Origin of the sequence: Vibrio sp. B1FIG11, from assembly GCF_905175335.1 — a bacterium.
GTDB lineage: Bacteria > Pseudomonadota > Gammaproteobacteria > Enterobacterales > Vibrionaceae > Vibrio > Vibrio campbellii.
Genome location: NZ_HG992751.1, coordinates 783,212 through 804,283 on the forward strand (window position 1 = coordinate 783,212; position 21,072 = coordinate 804,283).

18 protein-coding genes and 1 pseudogene are annotated in these 21,072 nt (G+C 46.5%); 2 read left to right on the forward strand and 17 right to left on the reverse strand.

Annotation, left to right across the window (positions count from 1 at the left end; translation table 11 throughout):
* Nucleotides 1-607: 607 nt before the first annotated feature.
* The 12 genes and pseudogenes from lipA to leuS form a co-directional block, all read right to left on the reverse strand.
* Nucleotides 608-1,573: a lipoyl synthase gene (lipA, locus tag KHO06_RS03545; protein WP_081234533.1), complete on the reverse strand. Its 966-nt coding sequence runs from the start codon at nucleotides 1,571-1,573 to the stop codon at nucleotides 608-610.
* Nucleotides 1,570-2,233 (reverse strand): annotated as a pseudogene (gene lipB, locus KHO06_RS03550) (lipoyl(octanoyl) transferase LipB). The gene lipA and the pseudogene lipB overlap by 4 nt, the downstream one beginning before the upstream one ends.
* 176 nt (nucleotides 2,234-2,409) lie before the next feature.
* Nucleotides 2,410-2,688, reverse strand: coding sequence for a DUF493 family protein YbeD (gene ybeD / locus KHO06_RS03555; RefSeq protein WP_005384135.1), 279 nt, complete (start codon nucleotides 2,686-2,688; stop codon nucleotides 2,410-2,412).
* A gap of 126 nt (nucleotides 2,689-2,814) precedes the next feature.
* A complete protein-coding gene (locus tag KHO06_RS03560; protein ID WP_005530703.1) occupies nucleotides 2,815-3,993 on the reverse strand; it encodes a serine hydrolase in 1,179 nt (392 codons plus the stop codon).
* 92 nt (nucleotides 3,994-4,085) lie between these two features.
* Nucleotides 4,086-4,889 (reverse strand): septal ring lytic transglycosylase RlpA family protein, encoded by an 804-nt coding sequence (locus KHO06_RS03565; RefSeq protein WP_045370446.1) that lies wholly within the window; start codon nucleotides 4,887-4,889, stop codon nucleotides 4,086-4,088.
* 3 nt (nucleotides 4,890-4,892) lie between these two features.
* Nucleotides 4,893-6,014 carry a rod shape-determining protein RodA gene (gene rodA, locus KHO06_RS03570; protein ID WP_005530707.1) on the reverse strand — a complete coding sequence of 374 codons (1,122 nt, stop codon included), beginning with the start codon at nucleotides 6,012-6,014 and terminating at the stop codon, nucleotides 4,893-4,895.
* Entirely contained in the window at nucleotides 6,014-7,939 is a 1,926-nt protein-coding gene (gene mrdA / locus KHO06_RS03575) for a penicillin-binding protein 2 (RefSeq protein WP_212582112.1), read from the reverse strand. The genes rodA and mrdA overlap by 1 nt, the downstream gene beginning before the upstream one ends.
* Before the next feature lie 29 nt (nucleotides 7,940-7,968).
* A complete protein-coding gene (gene rlmH / locus KHO06_RS03580) occupies nucleotides 7,969-8,439 on the reverse strand; it encodes a 23S rRNA (pseudouridine(1915)-N(3))-methyltransferase RlmH (RefSeq protein ID WP_005447517.1) in 471 nt (156 codons plus the stop codon).
* A gap of 4 nt (nucleotides 8,440-8,443) precedes the next feature.
* A complete protein-coding gene (rsfS, locus tag KHO06_RS03585) occupies nucleotides 8,444-8,761 on the reverse strand; it encodes a ribosome silencing factor (protein WP_005425840.1) in 318 nt (105 codons plus the stop codon).
* Nucleotides 8,762-8,851: 90 nt separating this feature from the next.
* The gene (gene holA, locus KHO06_RS03590; RefSeq protein ID WP_212582113.1) at nucleotides 8,852-9,871 is read right to left on the reverse strand and encodes a DNA polymerase III subunit delta; all 1,020 of its coding nucleotides are present in this window, start codon (nucleotides 9,869-9,871) and stop codon (nucleotides 8,852-8,854) included.
* A gap of 5 nt (nucleotides 9,872-9,876) precedes the next feature.
* Nucleotides 9,877-10,434 carry an LPS assembly lipoprotein LptE gene (gene lptE, locus KHO06_RS03595; protein ID WP_005425837.1) on the reverse strand — a complete coding sequence of 186 codons (558 nt, stop codon included), beginning with the start codon at nucleotides 10,432-10,434 and terminating at the stop codon, nucleotides 9,877-9,879.
* A gap of 171 nt (nucleotides 10,435-10,605) precedes the next feature.
* Entirely contained in the window at nucleotides 10,606-13,179 is a 2,574-nt protein-coding gene (gene leuS / locus KHO06_RS03600; protein WP_212582114.1) for a leucine--tRNA ligase, read from the reverse strand.
* A gap of 154 nt (nucleotides 13,180-13,333) precedes the next feature.
* On the opposite strand from leuS, the gene KHO06_RS03605 reads away from it, so the two are divergent.
* Complete coding sequence (locus KHO06_RS03605) at nucleotides 13,334-13,804, forward strand: zinc ribbon-containing protein (RefSeq protein ID WP_005438586.1); 471 nt, start codon at nucleotides 13,334-13,336, stop codon at nucleotides 13,802-13,804.
* Between the two features lie 55 nt (nucleotides 13,805-13,859).
* Here KHO06_RS03605 and lnt read toward each other — a convergent pair whose 3' ends face one another.
* The 5 genes from lnt to miaB all read right to left on the reverse strand — a co-directional run bounded on the left by lnt (nucleotide 13,860) and on the right by miaB (nucleotide 19,486).
* Nucleotides 13,860-15,380: an apolipoprotein N-acyltransferase gene (lnt, locus tag KHO06_RS03610; protein WP_012127193.1), complete on the reverse strand. Its 1,521-nt coding sequence runs from the start codon at nucleotides 15,378-15,380 to the stop codon at nucleotides 13,860-13,862.
* 37 nt (nucleotides 15,381-15,417) lie between these two features.
* A complete protein-coding gene (corC, locus tag KHO06_RS03615; protein ID WP_005425551.1) occupies nucleotides 15,418-16,317 on the reverse strand; it encodes a CNNM family magnesium/cobalt transport protein CorC in 900 nt (299 codons plus the stop codon).
* Nucleotides 16,318-16,423: 106 nt separating this feature from the next.
* The gene (gene ybeY / locus KHO06_RS03620) at nucleotides 16,424-16,888 is read right to left on the reverse strand and encodes an rRNA maturation RNase YbeY (RefSeq protein WP_005425552.1); all 465 of its coding nucleotides are present in this window, start codon (nucleotides 16,886-16,888) and stop codon (nucleotides 16,424-16,426) included.
* Between the two features lie 2 nt (nucleotides 16,889-16,890).
* On the reverse strand, nucleotides 16,891-17,988 hold the full coding sequence (locus KHO06_RS03625) for a PhoH family protein (protein ID WP_182053604.1): 1,098 nt from the start codon (nucleotides 17,986-17,988) through the stop codon (nucleotides 16,891-16,893).
* A gap of 73 nt (nucleotides 17,989-18,061) precedes the next feature.
* Nucleotides 18,062-19,486 (reverse strand): tRNA (N6-isopentenyl adenosine(37)-C2)-methylthiotransferase MiaB, encoded by a 1,425-nt coding sequence (miaB, locus tag KHO06_RS03630; protein WP_010446468.1) that lies wholly within the window; start codon nucleotides 19,484-19,486, stop codon nucleotides 18,062-18,064.
* A gap of 259 nt (nucleotides 19,487-19,745) precedes the next feature.
* Here miaB and KHO06_RS03635 point away from each other — a divergent pair, with 259 nt between their 5' ends.
* The gene (locus KHO06_RS03635; RefSeq protein ID WP_212582115.1) at nucleotides 19,746-20,921 is read left to right on the forward strand and encodes a 2-octaprenyl-3-methyl-6-methoxy-1,4-benzoquinol hydroxylase; all 1,176 of its coding nucleotides are present in this window, start codon (nucleotides 19,746-19,748) and stop codon (nucleotides 20,919-20,921) included.
* Nucleotides 20,922-21,072 lie beyond the last annotated feature (151 nt).

Genomic DNA, 21,072 nt, shown 5'->3' on the forward strand with positions numbered 1-21,072 from the left:
GCAGATTCCTGATATCGCTTAGGCTCTTCGGAATGACGCGTTTTTAGTTGTGAGAAATAGGTTTGTTGTGTGGAGGCTTTTGGGGAAGTAGAAAAACGAAAGAGATGATTAGACTCTGAATATACTTCGGATTTACTCAAGAGCCCAACTTCGTCATTCCCTACAAGCGAGGAACGAGCGAGATAGGGAATCTCTTGTTGTCACTGTTAGTTTAGAGCGCGCTGAAATTAGATTCCCGATATCGCCTAGGCTCTTCGGAATGACGTGCTTTGGGTTTTGAGAAGCAGATTGTCATGTAGTGGCTTGGGAGTATTTGAGTGGAAAATGAAAGAGGTTATTAGATTCTGAATATACTTCGGACTTACTCAAGAGCCCAACTTCGTCATTCCCTACAAGCGAGGAACGAGCGGGATAGGGAATCTCTAATTGTCACTGCTGCTTAGAGAGTGTGTTGAAACGAGATTCCTGATATCGCTTGGATTCTTCGGAATGACGCGCTATTAGTTTAAGGCTATAGGTTCGTTATCCGAATGGCAGTGGTTTATATTCATCAGAAACAAAAAAGGTTGGCTCTGAGCCAACCTTTTTTTTCAAAACAAGCGAGTGCTTATTTAATCTCAATACCTTGAGCCTGCATATCGGCATGGTAAGAAGAGCGAACAAATGGACCACACGCCGCGTGGGTGAAGCCAAGTTCTAGTGCGATTTCTTTTAGCTCGTCAAACTCTGAAGGTGGAACGTAACGTTCTACTGGCAAGTGGTGACGGCTTGGCGCTAGGTACTGACCAAGAGTCAGCATAGTAACGCCATGTGCACGAAGGTCTTTCAATACTTCGATGATCTCTTCTTTGGTTTCACCAAGACCCATCATTAGGCCTGATTTCGTCGGTACATTTGGATGCTGCTCTTTGAATTTTTGCAGCAATTGTAGTGACCACTTGTAGTTCGCGCCAGGGCGAGCTTTACGGTACAGACGAGGTGCTGTTTCTAGGTTGTGGTTGAAGACATCTGGCGGGTTGTCTTTCATAAGATCAAGTGCCACATCCATACGACCACGGAAGTCAGGAACCAGCGTTTCAATCTTGATGTGCGGGTTTAGTTCGCGGATCTCGCGGTTACAGTTAGCAAAGTGCTCTGCACCGCCATCACGCAAGTCATCACGGTCAACTGAAGTGATTACAACATACTTCAATTTCATGTCTGCGATGGTTTTCGCTAGCTTTTTAGGCTCTTCAGCTTCAACAGGAAGCGGGCGACCATGGGCAACGTCACAGAAAGGGCAACGGCGAGTACAAATCGCGCCAAGGATCATGAAAGTGGCCGTACCGTGGTTAAAACACTCAGCTAGGTTAGGGCAAGATGCTTCTTCACATACAGAGTGAAGGTTGTTCTTACGCATCGCTGATTTGATGTCTTGAATACGTTGGCTGTCGGCTGGTAGCTTGATCTTCATCCAATCAGGCTTACGTAGCACTTCTTTCTGCTCTGAAGGCATGTTCTTTACGGGAATCAATGCCATCTTGTCGGCGTCGCGGTATTTAACGCCTTTTTCCATCTGGATTGGTTTGCTCATGCTTTGTTACCTTGAGAAGGTGCTTCTGTGCTGAATTCTACTTGCTCGTAATCAAGCAAAGTAACGAGTTCTTGTATTAGTTGTTTTTCCACGGCTTCGATGTCTTCTGGTCCACCAACTTGGCTAACCTGAACCATCTCCATTCCTTCATAGCCACATGGGTTTATACATAAAAACGGACCTAAGTCCATATTGACGTTCAACGCTAGGCCGTGGAATGAGCATCCTTTTCGAATGCGAAGTCCGAGAGAACATATTTTTTTTACCGTCGACATAAACGCCCGGAGCGTCAGGTCGCGCAGCAGAATCGATATTGTATGCCTTAAGAGTGTTAATAACGAGGTTCTCGATGTGTGTAACGAGATCTCGCACTCCTAATTTTTTGCGACGTAGGTTGATCAGGAAGTACGCGACTAATTGACCAGGGCCATGATAAGTCACTTGACCACCACGATCGCTTTGAACAACAGGAATATCACCAGTGTTAATCAGGTGCTCGGCTTTACCCGCTTGACCTTGTGTAAATACTGGGTTGTGTTCTACCAACCAAACTTCATCAGGCGTGTCGTCTGTGCGTTGGTCAGTGAACTCATGCATCGCCTTCCATACAGGCTCATAATCTTGGCGTCCAAGTCGTTTCACAACAAGTTGGTGTTGCATGGGAATTCCTGTCGCTAATATATAAAGTTTTTGGATTATAAACCGGATGAACCTGATGCTCTACAGCTGAGTAACAGATTTTTAACTGAAAGACTCGCTGTTTTGCATTATCTACATGATAAATAAAAAGAAAGCAGCCGAAGCTGCTTTCAAAAAAAATTTAATTTATCAAAAAATTATAGAACCATGCGTACGATGTCGATTTCACCCAGTTCTTTGTATAGGGTTTCAACTTGCTCGATAGAGGTTGCAGTGATGTTGATAGACACCGAGTGGTAGTTGCCCTTAGCACTTGGTTTTACTGTTGGGCTGTAGTCACCTGGAGCATGGCGCTGGATAACTTCTAGAACTAGCTCTGGAAGCTCAGGCTTTGCATGACCCATTACCTTGTATGTAAATGAACAAGGGAACTCAAGCAGGTCTTTCAATTTTGCATCAGAGTTGATGGTTAGCATATCGGTAACTCCAGTTGGTATTCGTTGCGGTGCGAAATAGTACAGTCAAATTAGGGTGAACTCAAGATTAACAAAGCCGCCCTAGTTGGCGGCTTTGCAGACTTGTTTGTTGGTCAGAAGCGACTGTTAGAAGAAGCTCTTAAACAACAATACGATGTAGTCCCACATGCGGCTAAATAGGCTGCCTTGGTCCACTGTTTCCAGTGCCATTAGTGGGTACTCAGCAATATCTTCACCATCAATTTGATAGTATAGCTTACCAACTACATCACCTTTCTTAATTGGGGCTTCTAGCTCTTTTTCAAGTACGAAGCTTGCTTTTAGGTTCTTTGCTTCACCGCGAGGCAGCGTCACGTAAGTATCTTGGTCAAGACCCAGTGCTACAGTGTCTTTGTTACCCATCCATACTTTTTCTTCTACGAAAGTTTCACCGGCTTTGTGTGGTGCCACTGTTTCGAAGAAGCGGAAACCGTAGCTCAGTAGCTTTTTGCTCTCTGATTTACGTGCGTTTGCATCTTTTGTACCCATTACAACAGCAACCAGACGCATCTGACCTTCTGTTGCAGAACTTACTAGGCTGTAACCTGCATTGCTCGTGTGACCAGTTTTGATACCGTCAACGTTCATGCTCTTGTCCCACAGTAGACCGTTACGGTTGTACTGAGTGATGCCGTTGTAAGTGAATTTCTTATCAGAGTAGATACGGTACTCGTCTGGCACGTCACGGATCAGTGCTTTACCAAGTAGTGCCATATCGTAAGGCGTTGAGTATAGGTTCGGGTTGTCTAGGCCGTGAACGTTCGCGAAATGCGTGTTCTTCATGCCCAGTGTGTTTGCCCATGCGTTCATTAGATCAACGAATGCGTCTTCAGAGCCAGCAATGTGCTCAGCCATTGCCACACAAGCATCGTTACCTGATTGAATGATGATGCCGCGGTTTAGGTCATGAACCTTAACCGTTGTACCGACTTCGATGAACATTTTTGAAGAATCAGGGAAGTTTTTCGCCCAAGCATTCTTACTGATGGTCACATCATCGTCTTCTGAAATATTACCACGCGCTAGCTCTTGGCCAATTACGTAGCTGGTCATCATCTTTGTCAGACTAGCAGGAGACAACTTTGTGTTCATCTCTTTCTCAGCCAGAACTTTACCTGAGTTGTAATCCATCAAAACGTAGCCTTTGGCAGCGATTTGAGGTGCATCTGGGACAACAACTGGTGAAGCAAAAGCAGATTGAGCGATGGTTGCAGATAGTGCAACCGTAGAAACGAGAATAGATTTCACAAACTTATTTTTATTCATGGTAATTCAAATTTTTTGGTTAACTGCCGACATCTTAACAGAATCCCCACTTATGTAAGAGGGGCTCTGCATAGAAAATCATGACACCAAGGTCATTTGTCAGTTTTGTGTTTTTTAATAAATGCGGTCGAATAGCCGAGCAACTTTACTTTATCCAGAGTGGCTTGCGTCAGGGAATAGTCAGTATATGGGCCTAGCAGCAAGCGATACGTATCTTTCGAGGACTCCAAGAAAGTTTCCGTATCCAGCTTTTGACCAAGCTCTTGGCCTAAAGTTCGCGCTCGATCTTCATATTTTGATGACGCAACCTGAATCACGTATCTCGGGTGTGCAGCGAGCGACTTCTCATCGGTCGGTTTATCTACCGTGATGACTTCAATCTCTACGTTTGCGGTACCGGTTTTCACGACATCTAGCTTATGTGCCGCTGCGTAACTCAAGTCAATGATACGGCCATCATGGAAAGGGCCACGGTCATTCACGCGGACTACGGTTGACTTGCCATTGTCGGTATTGGTTACCTTCACGTAGCTCGGCAGTGGCAGGGTTTTATGCGCCGCTGTCATTGAGTACATGTCGTAGATTTCGCCGTTCGAGGTTAAATGGCCTTGGAACTTTTTGCCATACCATGAGGCACGACCTTTTTCCGTAAAGCCTTTTGCGTCACGAACGATTTTGTAGTCCGAACCGCGCAGGTTGTAATCGCTGTTACCACCTAAGCTGTAAGGTTCGTATTTAGGATGCGCATCCTCAATGTGCTCGACCGATAGTGGTTTATCAGGAGCTACATCGGATTCAAGCTCATAACGGCCTTCCTGTGTTTTTTGGTCGGTAGAAGAACAGCCCGCCAAAATCACAGCAGAAAAAACTAAGGAATATAAAGCGCGTTTTTGCATGGTCTAGGTCGCCTTAGAGAATGCTTTTCGGTGCGTGTGGATCGACATCAGAATGCCAAAACCAGCCATCAGTGTCACCATTGAGGTACCACCATAACTGATCAACGGTAAAGGTACGCCTACTACAGGTAGGATGCCACTTACCATGCCGATATTTACAAAAATATACACGAAGAAGCTGAGTACAATACTGCCTGCCATCATTCGACCAAACGCGGTTTGCGCTTGGCTCGCGAGGTAGAGACCACGGCCAATAATGAATAGATAGATGGCTAATAGGCAAAGGAAGCCAATCATACCCCATTCTTCTGCAATTACTGCAAAGATAAAGTCAGTGTGTCGCTCTGGAAGAAATTCCAATTGTGATTGCGTGCCTTGTAACCAGCCTTTGCCGGAAATACCACCAGAACCAATTGCAATCTTACTTTGGATGATGTGGTAGCCAGCGCCAAGTGGGTCCGACTCTGGGTTAAACAGCGTTCGTACGCGAACCTTTTGGTATTCACGCATCAAGAAGAACCACAGAATGGGGATAAATCCACCGAGTGCCACTGCCGCGGCAGCAATGATTTTCCAACTGATACCAGCAAGGAAGATAACGAAAATACCGGAGGCCGCGATCAGGATAGAGGTACCCAAATCAGGCTGTTTGGCGATAAGAATAGTCGGTAAACAGACCATAATCAGCGCCACAATCAGGGTTTTGAATGTCGGTGGGAGAGGCTGGCGGCCGATGTAGCGAGCGACCATCAAAGGCACGGCAAGCTTGAGAAGCTCAGATGGTTGGAAGCGGACGAAGCCAAGGTTTAGCCAGCGTTGTGCGCCTTTGGATGCTTCACCAAAGAACAGCACCCCAAAGAGGAGTATGACCCCGCCAACGAACATCAGTGGAGCGAGACTCTCATACGTTCTTGGTGAGATTTGCGCCAAAACGATCATGACTACTAAAGACAGCACCATACGCATCGCTTGGCGATCCATCATAGCCAAACTTTGGCCACTTGCGCTGTACATAATGACTAGGCCAAAGCCCATCAATGCAAAGATGCCGAGTAATAACGGCAAGTCGATATGGAAGCGTTCAAACAGGGCGCGGTTTTTGCCTGTAGAGGGATCCATTTTCATCACTGCGTTACCTCTTTCTTCGCGTTGCTTTGCTCTTCTTCAGGTTCAATTTTTTCAGGGCCGATAATGACTCGGTCGAAGATCTTTCTCGCGACTGGCGCACCATTACTTGAACCACCACCGGCGTTTTCTAGCACCACAGATACCACCACTTCAGGGTCATCAAAGGGTGCAAAGCCGGTAAACAAGGCGTGGTCACGTAAGTGCTCTGCGACTTCATCCGCGTTGTATTCTTCATCTTCACCAAGGCCAAAGACCTGTGCGGTACCGGATTTACCACCAGTTTGGTAATCCATGTTGTAGAAAGAGCGACGAGCGGTGCCTTTCGTACCATGGTTTACTAAGCGCATGCCTTCTTTCGCCATGTTCCAGTACTTGTCTGGTACATTTTGAATCGGTGGGTAGGTGACGTATTCCGAATTTTCTTGTTCCTCGAAATCACCGCCGTTATCGATGGTGGCTTTCAATAAGTGAGGAGCTGTCACTGCACCTTCATTGACCAGTACTGAGGTTGCTTTGGCAATCTGCATTGGCGTTGCTGTCCAGTAACCTTGACCAATACCAACCGGAATCGTGTCACCCTTGTACCAAGGCGTCTTATGACGAGCCATCTTCCACTCACGAGTCGGCATGTTGGCCTTACTTTCCTCGTAAATGTCGATGCCTGTGTAATCGCCAAAGCCAAACATCATCATCCAATTTGATAGCCGATCAATGCCCATGTCGTAGGCAATTTGGTAGAAGAAAGTATCGACCGATTCTTCAATCGACTTAATGATGTCTACGCGGCCATGCCCCCAACGCAGCCAATCTCGGAATGGGCGAGTGTCGGAGTTTGGAATACGCCAGTATCCAGGGTCATTACGTGTGGTTTTCGGAGTAATGACTTCCTCTTCCAGCGCTGCTACAGCAATGAAGGGTTTGATGGTCGAAGCTGGTGGGTAAATACCTAGCGTTGTACGGTTCACCAATGGACGGTTCTTGTCGTTCAGTAGTGCACGGTACGCTTTACCGGAGATACCGTGTACGAATGCGTTCGGGTCGTAACTTGGGCTTGAAACCATCGCAAGTACGCCGTTATCACGAGGATCAAGCACAACAGCACTACCACGTCGGCCATCAAGCAGTTGGTGCACGTAAAGCTGTAGGTTGATATCAAGGTTTAAGACGATGTCTTTCCCCGCAATAGGCGGAACGTATTTCAGGGTACGAATGACGCGACCACGACTGTTGACTTCAACCTCTTGGTAGCCCGCTGTGCCGTGCAGCAAGTCTTCGTAATACTTTTCGATGCCTAACTTACCAATGTCGCGTGTCGCTTGGTAGTTGGCGTCTTTTTCTTCACGGATTAGGCGCTGCATATCGCGGTCATTGATTCGTGACACGTAGCCAATGACGTGAGTCAGGACTTCGCTGAATGGGTAGTAGCGTTTCAATGTCGCACTGATTTCAACACCAGGAAAACGGTATTGATTCACTGAGAAAACAGCGACTTGGTTTTCATTCAATTGAGTTAACAGTGGCACAGACTTGAAGCGACGAGTGCGCTTACGTTCACGGTGGAAACGCTCAACTTGTTCTGGCGTGATCTCAAGGATGGTTTGCAGCGCTTCAATGGTACTGTCGATGTCTTTGATTTTCTCTGGCGTCAGCTCCAAGTTGAAGACCGGACGGTTTTCCGCGAGCAATACACCGTTGCGGTCATAGATAAGACCACGGTTAGGAGCGATTGGAACCACTTTAATGCGGTTATCATTAGAGCGGGTTTTATAGTCTTGAAACTGGTTTACCTGAATGTTGTACATATTGGCAACCAGCAAGCCCATCAAAATGACGATACCTAAAAATGCAACAATAGCGCGGCTAGAAAATAGACGCGCTTCTGCTTGGTAATCTCGAATTTGACTGCGGCGTTTACGAATCATTAACGCTTGTCTCTACAGCTAAGTAGCGATTATTCGCGGTGGTAAGGGTGGTTAGCAGTAATGCTCCACGCTCGGTATAAGCTCTCTGCCATCACGATCCGCACAAGTGGGTGCGGCAGTGTCAATGCAGACAGTGACCAGCTTTGGTCTGCTGCGGCTTTACAAGCTGGCGCTAAACCTTCAGGGCCACCGATCAGAATCGACACATCACGACCATCGAGCTTCCACGCTTCTAGCTGCTCGGCCAGTTGCGGGGTATCCCACTTTTTGCCTGGGATATCGAGAGTGACGATACGAGCACCTTTAGGTACGGCTGCCAACATCGCTTCGCCTTCTTTTTGCAAGATACGCGCGATGTCTGCATTTTTGCCGCGTTTACCCGCAGGGATTTCAACCAACTCAAGTGGCATATCATGTGGGAAACGACGACGGTATTCTTGAAAACCTTCTTCGACCCATTTTGGCATTTTTGTGCCGACGGCAATTAGTTGAATTTTCAAACGATTAACCCCAGAGTTTTTCTAGTTGGTATAGCTCGCGGTGCTCTTCTTGCATCACGTGAAGCATTGCGTCGCCCATGTCGAGGACAACCCATTCGCCTTCATTTTCGCCTTCCATACCTAGCGGCTCTAGACCTGCCTTCTTCACTTCAGATGCGACGTGATCAGCGATAGATGAAACGTGACGCTTAGATGTGCCAGTACAAATGATCATGTAATCTGTCACGCTTGATTTGCCTTCTACATCTAGAATAACAATCTCTTCCGCTTTCATGTCGTCGGCTTTATCGGCTAAAAAGTCTTTAAGTTCTTCGCGAAGCACTCGGTTTTCCTCGGTATTTTCTTTTCTGTCTGTGGGTGTTTTAACTAAGCTGGGTTAAAACTGGTCGCGCACTATATCACGCTTTAAAAGCTAAATTGCCAGCTTAATATCAGGAGAGCAGGTTTCTAGGCTCAATTGATGGATAGTTGGCCACACAGACTCATCATATTGGGTTTTGGCTTTTATCTCGGCGTGCGCCAAAAGAGACAAAAGTGCACAAATTCGGGAGGCTGACAGACGAGTCAGCGCTGCATTATAGAATGGGCGTTTGTTTTGCCACACTCGGTGTTTTTCAAACACCTGACTCATGCCCATTTGAGTAAGGTCTCGGTGCATGTTTAGTAATTGGTTGAACTCTTTCTGTACGCTTCGGATCAGAATGATGGTTTCGATACCTTCCGCCTCTAGTTGTCGCAGAATGCGCTGCGCGCGGTTTGCTTTACCTGCAAATAGAGCGTCAATCCAATGGAATGTCGTAAAGTGATTGTGGCGGCTCAGCGCTTCTTCAAGACGCACTACCGTCAGCTCGCCATCTGGGTAGAGTAAAGCTAGCTTTTCTAAACTTTGCGATAGCGCGAACAAATTACCTTCGTGCCATTGTGCCAACATTTGCAGAGATTGCTGATCCGCTTTTAATCCCAACGCTCGGCAACGTGCCTGCACGAACATTGGCAGTCGCTGCAAATCAGGTGTTAGACAACTTACCCAGTCACCCTTGGCACTCAGTGCTTTGAACCATTTAGCGTTTTCTTGTGCTTTAGTCAGTTTGCTGCCAACCACCACTAACATGATGTCGTCATGGAGCATTTCGCACAGATTGACCAGTTCTTTACTGATGGCTGCGTTTGCACCAGCCTCTGGTAGTTCAAGCTCAATCAGTTGACGACTAGAGAATAGGCTTAGCGCTTGGAAGCAGTCATAGACTTGATTCCAATCTAAGCTGGCGTCGACGGCAAAACGGTGTCTTTCTTCAAAGCCTTGTTGGCGAGCCATGTTTTGGATCGCTTGACGGCTTTCTTGAATTAACAACGGTTCGTTACCAAAAATCAGGTAAACCTGCTTGATGTGTTTCGCTAGATGATCAGCCAGCTTGTCGGCAAAAATTCGCATTCTGATTAAGAGTTTGTGTTCGTAGAGTTAGCGTTTGTCGCTTCAGGAGCAACGTGGCCTTGTTCGTATTCAGCACGAACTCGACCTAGTTGGCGCATCATTTGGCCAGCCGCTTGTTGACGCATTTCATCTTCGATAACGTCACGTTCTACTGATTTCGCTAGTGCAGTTAGCGGGTTATCTAGGTAGTTACGGTTAACGGTGGTCGTGAAATCTTTTGCACCGAAGCCAGGGATTGTCACGCGGTATTTCACCACGTAAGTCAGTTCTTTTTCTGCTGCTCGGCTGTTTTGGTAAAGCGATAGCGTACGCTCGTCAATGGTCGCTTCACTAAGGTGTAGGTTCGGAGTATTTGATGACGGTTTTACTAAATCGACCTTGTTCAATTCAAGTTGAGCGCGGATGTAACGCGTCAATGGGCTGTATTCATCATAGCTAGTGAAAGACATGGTGTGGAGCTCTTCCGGAACGGAGTACTCGCCACGAAGGTGAAAACCACAGGCAGAAAGAAGCCCCGCTAATACCAAAACCACTGGTAGTTTAATCAAAGAGAAAAAGCGCATTGATTGTATTCATCCTAAATTGAAGGGGTTATTTACCTTAAACCACTCGATATGAATGGTTTGAGGTAAATAAACAGGGTAGCGAACTACCCTGTTTAATGACTCCTAGCATGCGAATTGGTTCGCTTTGCTTTGAGTTATTGCAAGCTGCGTTTCGTTTTTAGCGAAAGACTAGTTTGCAACGATGTTCAACAGTTTACCTGGTACGTAAATTACTTTACGGATAGTTAGGCCATCTGTGAACTTAGTAACGTTTTCGTCGTTTAGACCAAGCTCTTCTACTTGTTCTTTCGTTGCGTCTGCAGCAACAGTCAGTTTCGCACGTAGCTTACCGTTTACTTGAACAACGATCGTTTTCTCGTCTTCAACCAGTGCTTTCTCGTCAAACGTTGGCCAAACTGCGTTATCGATGTCTGATTCACCTAGCGCAGTCCATAGCTCGTATGAGATGTGCGGAGTGATTGGGTAAAGCATTGCAACTACGGCTTTTAGCGCTTCATCAAGGATTGCACGATCTTGTGCTGACTCTTGAGGCGCTTTCGCTAGCTTGTTCATCAGTTCCATGATTGCAGCGATTGCTGTGTTGAACGTTTGACGGCGAGCGATATCATCAGTCACTTTCGCGATAGTTTTGTGAACATCACGACGAAGAGCTTTTTGGTCACCAGAAAGTGCTGCTGCATCTACTGCTTCTGCTGCACCTTTTGATGTGTGCTCGTTTACTAGTTTCCAAACACGTTTCAGGAAGCGGTTAGCACCTTCTACGCCAGACTCTTGCCATTCAAGTGTCATGTCTGCAGGAGACGCGAACATCATGAATAGACGTACTGTGTCTGCGCCGTACTTATCTACCATCTCTTGAGGGTCGATACCGTTGTTTTTCGACTTAGACATTTTGATCATGCCTGAGTGTGTAACATCGCGGCCTTCAGTGTCTTTCGCAGAAGTGATGCGGCCTTTACCGTCACGCTCAACAGCAACATCTGTTGGTGCAACCCACTCTTTACCGCCTTTCTCGTTCTCGAAGTAGAACGCGTCTGCTAGTACCATGCCTTGACACAGTAGTTGCTTGAACGGTTCGTCAGACGTTACGTAGCCAGCATCACGTAGTAGTTTGTGGAAGAAGCGAGAGTACAGTAGGTGCATACAAGCGTGCTCGATACCACCGATGTACTGGTCTACTGGTAGCCAGTAGTTTGCTTTTTCTGGATCTAGGATATCGTCAGCTTGTGGTGAACAGTAACGTGCGTAGTACCAAGAAGACTCCATGAACGTGTCGAACGTATCTGTCTCACGTAGAGCAGGTTCGCCGTTGAAAGTTGTCTTCGCCCATTCTTTGTCTGCTTTGATTGGGCTCGTTACGCCGTCCATTACCACGTCTTCTGGAAGGATTACTGGTAGTTGGTCAGCTGGTACTGGGTGAACTTCACCGTCTTCAGTGGTTACCATAGGGATTGGCGCACCCCAGTAACGTTGACGAGATACCCCCCAGTCACGTAGACGGAAGTTAACTGTCTTAGTACCTTTACCTTCTGCTTCTAGCTTCGCTGCGATTGCATCGAACGCCGCTTGGAATTCTAGACCGTCGAATTCACCTGAATCGAACAGTACACCTTTCTCTGTGTATGCCGCTTCAGAGATGTCTAGCTCACTGCCATCAACTGGCTTGATAACAGGCACGATGTCTAGACCGTACTTAGTTGCGAACTCGTAGTCACGTTGGTCGTGCGCAGGTACTGCCATTACAGCGCCTGTACCGTAGTCCATCAGTACGAAGTTTGCTACGTAAACAGGAACTTCACGGCCGTTCAATGGGTGAATAGCAGTAAGGCCAGTCGCCATACCTTTCTTCTCCATTGTCGCAAGCTCAGCTTCTGCAACTTTGGTATTCTTACACTCTTCGATGAACGCTGCTAGTTCTGGATTGTTCTCAGCTGCGATAGTCGCTAGAGGGTGACCTGCTGCGATACCAACGTAAGTCACACCCATTAGAGTGTCTGGACGAGTTGTGTAAACTTCTAGGTCTTGTTGACCTTTCACTTCAAACTTAAGCTCAACACCTTCAGAACGACCGATCCAGTTGCGCTGCATGGTTTTCACCATTTCTGGCCAACCTTCAAGCTTGTCTAGATCGTCAAGCAGTTCTTGAGCGTATTCTGTGATCTTGATGAACCACTGAGGAATTTCTTTTTGCTCTACAGGCGTGTCACAACGCCAGCAGCAGCCGTCTTCAACCTGTTCGTTTGCAAGAACAGTTTGGTCGTTTGGACACCAGTTAACAGAAGAAGTCTTCTTGTAAACCAGACCTTTCTCGTAAAGCTTCGTGAAGAACTCTTGTTCCCAACGGTAGTACTCAGGTGTACATGTTGCGAATTCACGGTTCCAATCGTAACCAAAGCCTAGAAGCTTAAGTTGGTTCTTCATGTATTCGATGTTTTCGTAAGTCCAAGGTGCAGGCGCAGTGTTGTTTTTAACCGCTGCGTTTTCTGCAGGTAGACCAAACGCATCCCAACCGATTGGTTGCATTACGTTTTTGCCTTGTAGGCGTTGGAAACGAGATACTACGTCACCGATGGTGTAGTTACGCACGTGACCCATGTGCAGTCGACCACTTGGGTATGGGAACATGGATAGACAGTAGAATTTTTCTTTGTTTGGGTCTTCACTTACAACAAAGGTCTTGTTGTCATCCCAGTGCTTTTGAACTTTCTGTTCAAGGTCTTGTGGATTGTATTGTTCTTGCATCGATGGTATCCGGTTATCTTGGAATTTGTGAGTTCGGTTAGAACAGACTTAAATAGATCGTCATAGAATACCTAAAGCTAGGGATCACAACAATAGCCAATCTATACCCATGCGTCTGAAGTGACGCTTGGTAGTGGAAAGATGGAGGTCAGTTATGCCTAAACGTAAAGCAGGTTATGAGGAAATGCTCGAGGATGTGATTGAAACCTTGAAGCACAGTCCGGATGAAGTTAACAAAGTATTCGAAACGTCGGGCAAAGTGGTGGATGCTGCCAACGACATGACCAAAGACGAACTCTCACTGATATCAGCTTATGTAAAAGCGGATTTAAAAGAGTTCTCGGACAATTATGAAGAAGGTAAGAGTGGGCCTTTCTATCTCACGATTGCTGATTCGATTTGGCAAGGTCTGCTCGATATTACCGACAGAACCAAAGTGGAGTGGGTAGAGCTATTTGATGACTTAGAGCATCAAGGGCTTTATGAAGCGGGCGAGGTGATTGGCCTTGGTACTTTAGTCTGTGACGAATGTGGTCACAAGACGACATATAACCACCCAACCGTGATCATTCCATGCATTAAGTGCAATCATACTGGCTTTAGTCGTCAGTCACTGAAACCATAGTGAGACGTTAAAACGTGATGGAATAAAAAAGAGGCTCTAGAGCCTCTTTTTGCGTTTATGACTTTTTCTTTCTTGGTAACCACCAAGCCAACATCAAACTCAATCCAGCCCAAATGTAGAGCGGCCATGTGCCAACGATACGATACGGAGTTTGTCCGTCGGTAGGTACAAGCTCTGCACGAAGTACTGCGGTTTCAAATTGAGGGATTTGCTCAATGATTTTACCTTTATGGTCGGTTACCGCTGTTACGCCGTTATTGGTCGAACGAATAAGTGGCTTACCAAGCTCAAGAGCACGCATTCGAGCGATTTCCATGTGTTGCAATGGACCAATCGAATGACCAAACCACGCATCATTAGACAGCGTTAGAATGAAATCAGTATCGTCGGTAACATTCTGGCGCACTTGTTCGCTGAATATGATTTCATAACACAGTGCTGGGTCCATATGCTTACCGTTCGCCACGATGTTTGGCTGAACAAAGTCGCCACGACTGAACGATGACATCGGTAAGTTAAAGAATGGTGCTAGTGGACGCAGTACATCTTCAAACGGAACAAACTCACCAAATGGTAATAGGTGGTGTTTGTGGTAGCGCTTATCCATATCAAAGCTGTAATCGCCGTATGGGTTCACACCGAGCGATAGAATGCTGTTGTAGAACTGACCGTCTTCACCTTGGTTAACGACACCAGTAATGATGGCGCTGTTATTCATCTTCGCGGCAGCATCAATGTTTCTTAGGAACGATGGTACTTCAATTTCAAATGCAGGGATCGCGGCTTCTGGCCATACGATGATGTCAGCATCCCAGTTCTCACGAGTGAGGTCTGCGTATTTCATGATGGTTGGCCAGCGTTGGCTCGGTAGCCATTTTAGGTTCTGGTCAACGTTACCTTGGATCAGTGCAACTTTGGTGGTGTCTTCCACACGTGGAGTGACCCAATCGTACTGACGGATACCAAAGCCCGCACTTAATAGCACCGCAGGGATGATGATCATTAACCATTGCTTATGGATCCATGCGTATGCCAATGCGCCAGCACTGATCATGATAAACAGGGTTAATAGCTCTACACCACCAATAGGCGCAAAGCTAGCAAATGGTGCATCAATTTGGCTGTAGCCAAGCCATAGCCAAGGGAAGCCTGTCATTACCCAGCCGCGCAGCCAGTCGGTGACTAGCCATAATGCAGGGGCTGCAAGCAGTGCTTTGCTTAGGGTAAATTCTGGGAAGAACTTGTTGCTGAGCCATGCAAACAGGCCGGTGTAAACCGACAGGTAAGCGATCAGTAGGCCCATAAGGAAGAGGTTTGCAATTAGCGGCATGCCGCCAAAGCCAGCAATGCTGACGTAAACCCAGCTTACACCCGTCGCAAATTGACCTAGCCCCCAGGCATAACCGATCCAAAGCGCGCGCTTAGGCGATTGGTTTGCAAGAAGAATAAGTAGAATGGCAGGGCTGAGTATGGCGATTGGCCATAACTGGTAAGGGGCAAATGCTAGGGTAGTGGAGGCGCCAACAAAAGCGGCCACTAAGGGCCGCTTGAGGCGATGAAAGAGTACATTCATCATTTTATTTTTCTGATATTCCCGATGTTAGGGTATCGCGTTACTCTTGAGTGGCTTCAACCAGCTTTTCTTCGTCTGGAATCGTCACTTGAAGTTGAATGACACGACGGTTGTCGGCAGCCGTTACTTTGAAGCTGTATGCTTCAATATCCACGACTTCGCCACGCGATGGTAGGTGACCAAAAGCAGTCATTACCATGCCGCCAACGGTATCCACTTCTTCATCGCTGAAGTTGGTACCGAATGTCTCATTAAACTCTTCAATGGTTGTCAGAGCTCTGACAGCAAACGTGTGTTTGCTCAGCTTACGGATATCGGTTTCTTCATCGTCATCAAACTCATCTTCAATATCCCCTACGATTTCTTCAAGGATATCTTCGATAGTCACAAGACCAGAAACACCACCGAATTCATCGACAACAATCGCCATGTGATAACGTTCTTCACGGAATTCTTTTAGCAGGCGGTCGACGCGTTTACTTTCCGGTACCACGACTGCTGGTCGAATTACTTCTTCGATATCAAATGGGTTACTGCCTGAGCCCAAGTATTTGAGTAAGTCCTTCGCTAGTAGAATGCCTTCCACATGGTCTTTATCTTCGCTGATCACAGGGTAGCGAGAGTGTTGAGCATCAGTGATCAGTGCGATCAAAGTATCAAGATCGTCTGTGCGCTCAACAGTAACCATTTGCGAACGCGGGATCATAATGTCACGCACGCGCATTTCGGAGATTTCCATAACACCTTCAAGCATGTCGCGGGTGTCGTGGTCAATCAGGTCATTGATTTCTGAGTCGCGGATTACATCCACAAGCTCTTGGCGGTCTTTTGGTTCGCCTTGAAATAGTTGACCTAGACGTTCAAAGAAGGACTTTCTACTCGGACCTTCTGCCTTTTCTTTCTTGCCTTCATTAGAAGAGGGAGAATTATCTTCGTTCATTGTTTCTCAATTAAGTAACGCTATCAGATGTGTGATAGCTCACATAGAAAGACGAGCACGAGATGGTTATCTGGGTGGTTCGCCTTTCCCTGTCGAGCAACCAAAGTTACTCTTTTTCAGCAATATACGGGTCTTCATAACCCATACCTTGCATGATTTCTGTTTCGAGGGATTCCATCTCTTCAGCTTCATCATCCTCGATATGGTCATAACCTAGCAGATGCAAGCTGCCATGTACAACCATATGCGCCCAATGTGCTAGTAGAGGCTTGTTCTGCTCTACTGCCTCTTTTTCAACAACTTGACGACAGATGATCAAATCGCCTAGTAGGTCCATTTCCATACCAGGTGGTACTTCGAATGGGAAAGACAGCACATTGGTCGGCTTATCTTTACCACGGTATTCGTGGTTTAGCTCGTGACTTTCTTGCTCGTCGACAATACGAATTGTCAGTTCCGCTTGTGGTTGGAAAAGAGGGATAGTCTTATCTAGCCACAATTGGAAATCTTGCTCAGAAGGTAAGCCTTCTTCATTTTCGACTGCCAGTTGCAAATCAAGTTCAATTGCCATGGTTATTCCTTAGTTGCCGCTACTTGTGCGTTCAGTTCTGCTTTGGCTGCTTCTAGCAGTTTGGCATCACGTTCTTCACGACGGCGTTTTTCGAACTCTTTACGTTCTTTCTGGTCTTGCGCTTCCCACTTCTCGTAAGCGTTAACGATGCGAGCAACCACTGGATGGCGCACCACGTCGTCAGCTTGGAAGAAGTTAAAGCTGATGTCTTCAACTTCGTTTAGCACTTCAATCGCATGACGAAGACCCGATTTCGCACCGCGAGGTAAGTCAATCTGTGTGACGTCACCAGTGATAACTGCGCGAGAGTTGAAGCCAATTCGCGTCAGGAACATCTTCATCTGCTCGACGGTGGTGTTTTGGCTCTCATCAAGAATGATGAAGGCGTCGTTTAGAGTACGACCACGCATGTAAGCAAGAGGTGCTACCTCAATCACGTTACGTTCAATCAGCTTTTCTACGCGCTCAAAGCCCAGCATTTCAAAGAGGGCATCGTACAGCGGACGTAGGTAAGGGTCGACTTTCTGGCTCAAATCACCAGGTAGGAAGCCCAGTTTCTCACCTGCTTCAACCGCAGGACGAGTAAGTAGAATACGGCGGATCTCTTGGCGCTCTAGTGCGTCAACGGCTGCTGCAACCGCTAGGTAAGTTTTACCTGTACCTGCAGGACCGATACCGAAAGTGATATCGTGCGTCACCATGTTCATCAGGTATTGGCCCTGATTTGGTGTACGAGGCTTGATCACGCCTTTTTTCGTTTTAACGAAGACTTCTTTACCGTGTTCGAAATTCGATTCGGTGTTTTGCTCCAGAACACCCGATTCTTTGATTGCCAGATGGATCTGTTCTGGTTCGATATCAGGGGTTTCGCCGCGGACAGGAGCGGTGTCTACGTAAAGGGTTTTCAGGATATCCAGCGCAGCTGCTGCGGTATGAGGTTTACCGACAATGGTGAAAAGGTCGCTACGGTGGTTAATTTCAACGCCTAGACGACGTTCTAAATGCTTGATGTTGTCATCGAATGGACCGCACAGGCTTGCTAGTCGGCGGTTGTCTGAAGGTTCTAGATTGATTTCTAGCGTTACGATTTTATTGCTCAATGTTGCCTCTCATTTTATGCCACTTAACGAGAGCCTGATAACGACCAGGCTCTCAATGGCTATTTGTACGAGCTTATGGCGTAAAAGTAGCTACACCTAGCTCATCTTCGCGACGTGTTTTCGCCATCATTTGCGTTGGTGAAATCACACTACGAAGGTCCATGTCTTTTTCTGTACGCACTAGCTCACCACGTAGTGAGTTAGCAAATACGTCCGTAATCTTCACGTCAACGAATTGACCAATTAGGTCTGCGCTACCTTCAAAGTTTACTACACGGTTGTTTTCTGTACGAGCGCGTAGCTCCATTAGGTTCTTCTTAGAAGGACCTTCAACCAGAACGCGTTGCTCAGTGTCTAGCATTTGACGAGAGTAGCGCATTGCTTGCGTGTTTACTGTTTGTTGTAGCTCGTATAGACGCTCTTTCTTCACTTGCTCTGATAGGTCACAAGGGTAATCTGCCGCTGGCGTACCTGGACGTGGAGAGAAGATGAAGCTGAAGCTCATGTCAAAGTCTACGTCTTTGATTAGCTTCATTGTGTCTTGGAAATCTTTGTCTGTTTCACCAGGGAAACCAACGATAAAGTCTGAACTGATTTGGATATCAGGACGTGCTTTACGCAGTTTACGGATGATCGACTTGTACTCAATCCCAGTGTGAGGACGTTTCATCATAGTCAGCACTCGGTCACTACCACTTTGTACTGGTAGGTGAAGGAAGCTCACTAGCTCAGGTGTGTCTTCGTATACTGCGATGATGTCATCAGTAAACTCTAATGGATGGCTTGTTGTAAAGCGGATACGATCAATACCATCGATAGACGCAACCAAACGAAGCAGTTCTGCAAATGAACAGATTTCGCCGTCGTGCATAGGACCACGGTATGCGTTTACGTTTTGACCCAGTAGGTTTACTTCACGTACGCCTTGATCTGCTAGCTGAGCGATTTCGAACAGTACGTCATCCATTGGACGGCTTACTTCTTCACCACGAGTGTACGGTACTACACAGTAAGTACAGTACTTAGAACAGCCTTCCATAATAGAAACGAATGCCGTTGCACCTTCAGCACGAGGCTCTGGTAGACGGTCAAACTTTTCGATTTCTGGGAATGAAATGTCCATTACTGGTGCTTCATCCGATTGAGATTGTTTAATCATCTCAGGAAGACGGTGAAGAGTTTGTGGACCAAAAATTACGTCAACGTATGGAGCACGCTGACGGATGTGATCACCTTCTTGAGTTGCTACACAACCACCTACGCCGATAACTACGCCAGGTTTTTTATCTTTTAGTGTCTTCCAACGGCCAAGCTGGTGGAAAACTTTCTCTTGCGCTTTTTCACGGATCGAACAGGTGTTAAGTAGAAGTACGTCTGCTTCCTCTGGCTCTTCGGTCAGCTCATAGCCGTTTGCAGCATTAAGCAGGTCGGCCATTTTTGATGAATCGTATTCGTTCATCTGGCAGCCCCAGGTTTTAATTAGCAGTTTCTTACTCATCTCACTTTCGCTCGTTCAGTTGTACTTAAATCGGAGAGCTATTGCTCAAATTATAGCCGCCATCTCGGCGGTAAGCGGCGTATTGTACTGCTTTAAAAAGCACCTGACTAGTGATCTGACGAATTCTCTGCAAACCCTGATGAAATCTAGTTTTTTGCCCTATATACAGCAAGGTTTTTTTGTTAAACAATTTTGTAAAAATAGCCATGGAACGTACAATTAAAAAACGCCAATTAATCAATACGATGAAGAGCAAAAAATGAACAAGTATGACATCGCCGTAATCGGTGGCGGCATGGTCGGAGCAGCAGTGGCTGTTGGGTTTGCCAAGCAAGGCAGAAGTGTTGTAGTGGTCGAAGGCGCAGAGCCAAAGGCGTTTGAGGCTTCTCAAGCGTTGGATGTTCGCGTTTCCGCGATTTCTCATCAGTCGGTGAAGTTACTTGATTCATTAGGTGCATGGTCTGCGATTGAAAGCATGCGAGTGTGCCCTTATCGTCGTTTGGAAACGTGGGAACATCCCGAGTGCCGTACACGTTTTCACTCTGATGAGCTTTCGTTGGAGCAGTTAGGCTATATCGTTGAAAATCGACTAATCCAACTTGGTCTTTGGCAAGCTTTCGCACAACACGACAACTTAACGGTGATGTGCCCAGAGCGATTGAAAGATATAGAATTTGCCGAGGTAAACCGTGTAACGCTAGAAAGCGGCAAGCAGTTTGAAGCTAATTGGCTGATTGGTGCCGATGGCGCGAACTCAAAAGTTCGTCAATTGGCGGGTATTGGTGTAACCGCATGGGACTACCGTCAACACTGTATGTTGATCAACGTAAAAACTGAACTTCCGCAACAAGACATCACTTGGCAACAATTTAGTCCGTCAGGTCCACGCTCATTCTTGCCGTTATGCTCATTAACTGAAGACGGTAAAGAAGTCGGGCAGGGTTCGTTGGTTTGGTATGACTCGCCAAAACGTATTAAACAATTATGCGCGATGACGAAACCTCAGTTAAGAGAAGAGATCCTACGTCATTTCCCTGCCGAGTTGGGTGATATTGAAGTTCTACAATTTGGCTCATTCCCACTCACTCGTCGCCATGCCCAAAGCTATTCAAACAAGAATTGTGTGTTAGTGGGGGATTCTGCTCATACAATCAACCCACTTGCTGGGCAAGGTGTGAATCTCGGCTTTAAAGATGTTGATGTTCTGCTTTCAGTGACCGAGCAGCAAGAACAACTTAACGATGCATTGCTTGCCAAATATGAGCGCGCTCGTCGACCAGATAACTTGTTAATGCAAACGGGCATGGATGTGTTCTACAAAGGCTTCAGTAATGATTTAGGTCCGTTGAAGTTCGCTCGTAATGCAGCATTGAAGCTGGCAGAAAACTCAGGGCCGATCAAAGCGCAAGTATTGAAGTATGCGCTAGGTATGTAAAAGACTTCAGAGCACATAGAAAGCAGTCGATAAAAAGCAATAGATAGAAAAAAAGCGAGCCATGAGCTCGCTTTTTTAATTCGATAAATCAGAGATCTACCGAGTCCAGAATCAGAAAAAAGAAAAAACCCAGCAAATTAATGCTGGGTTT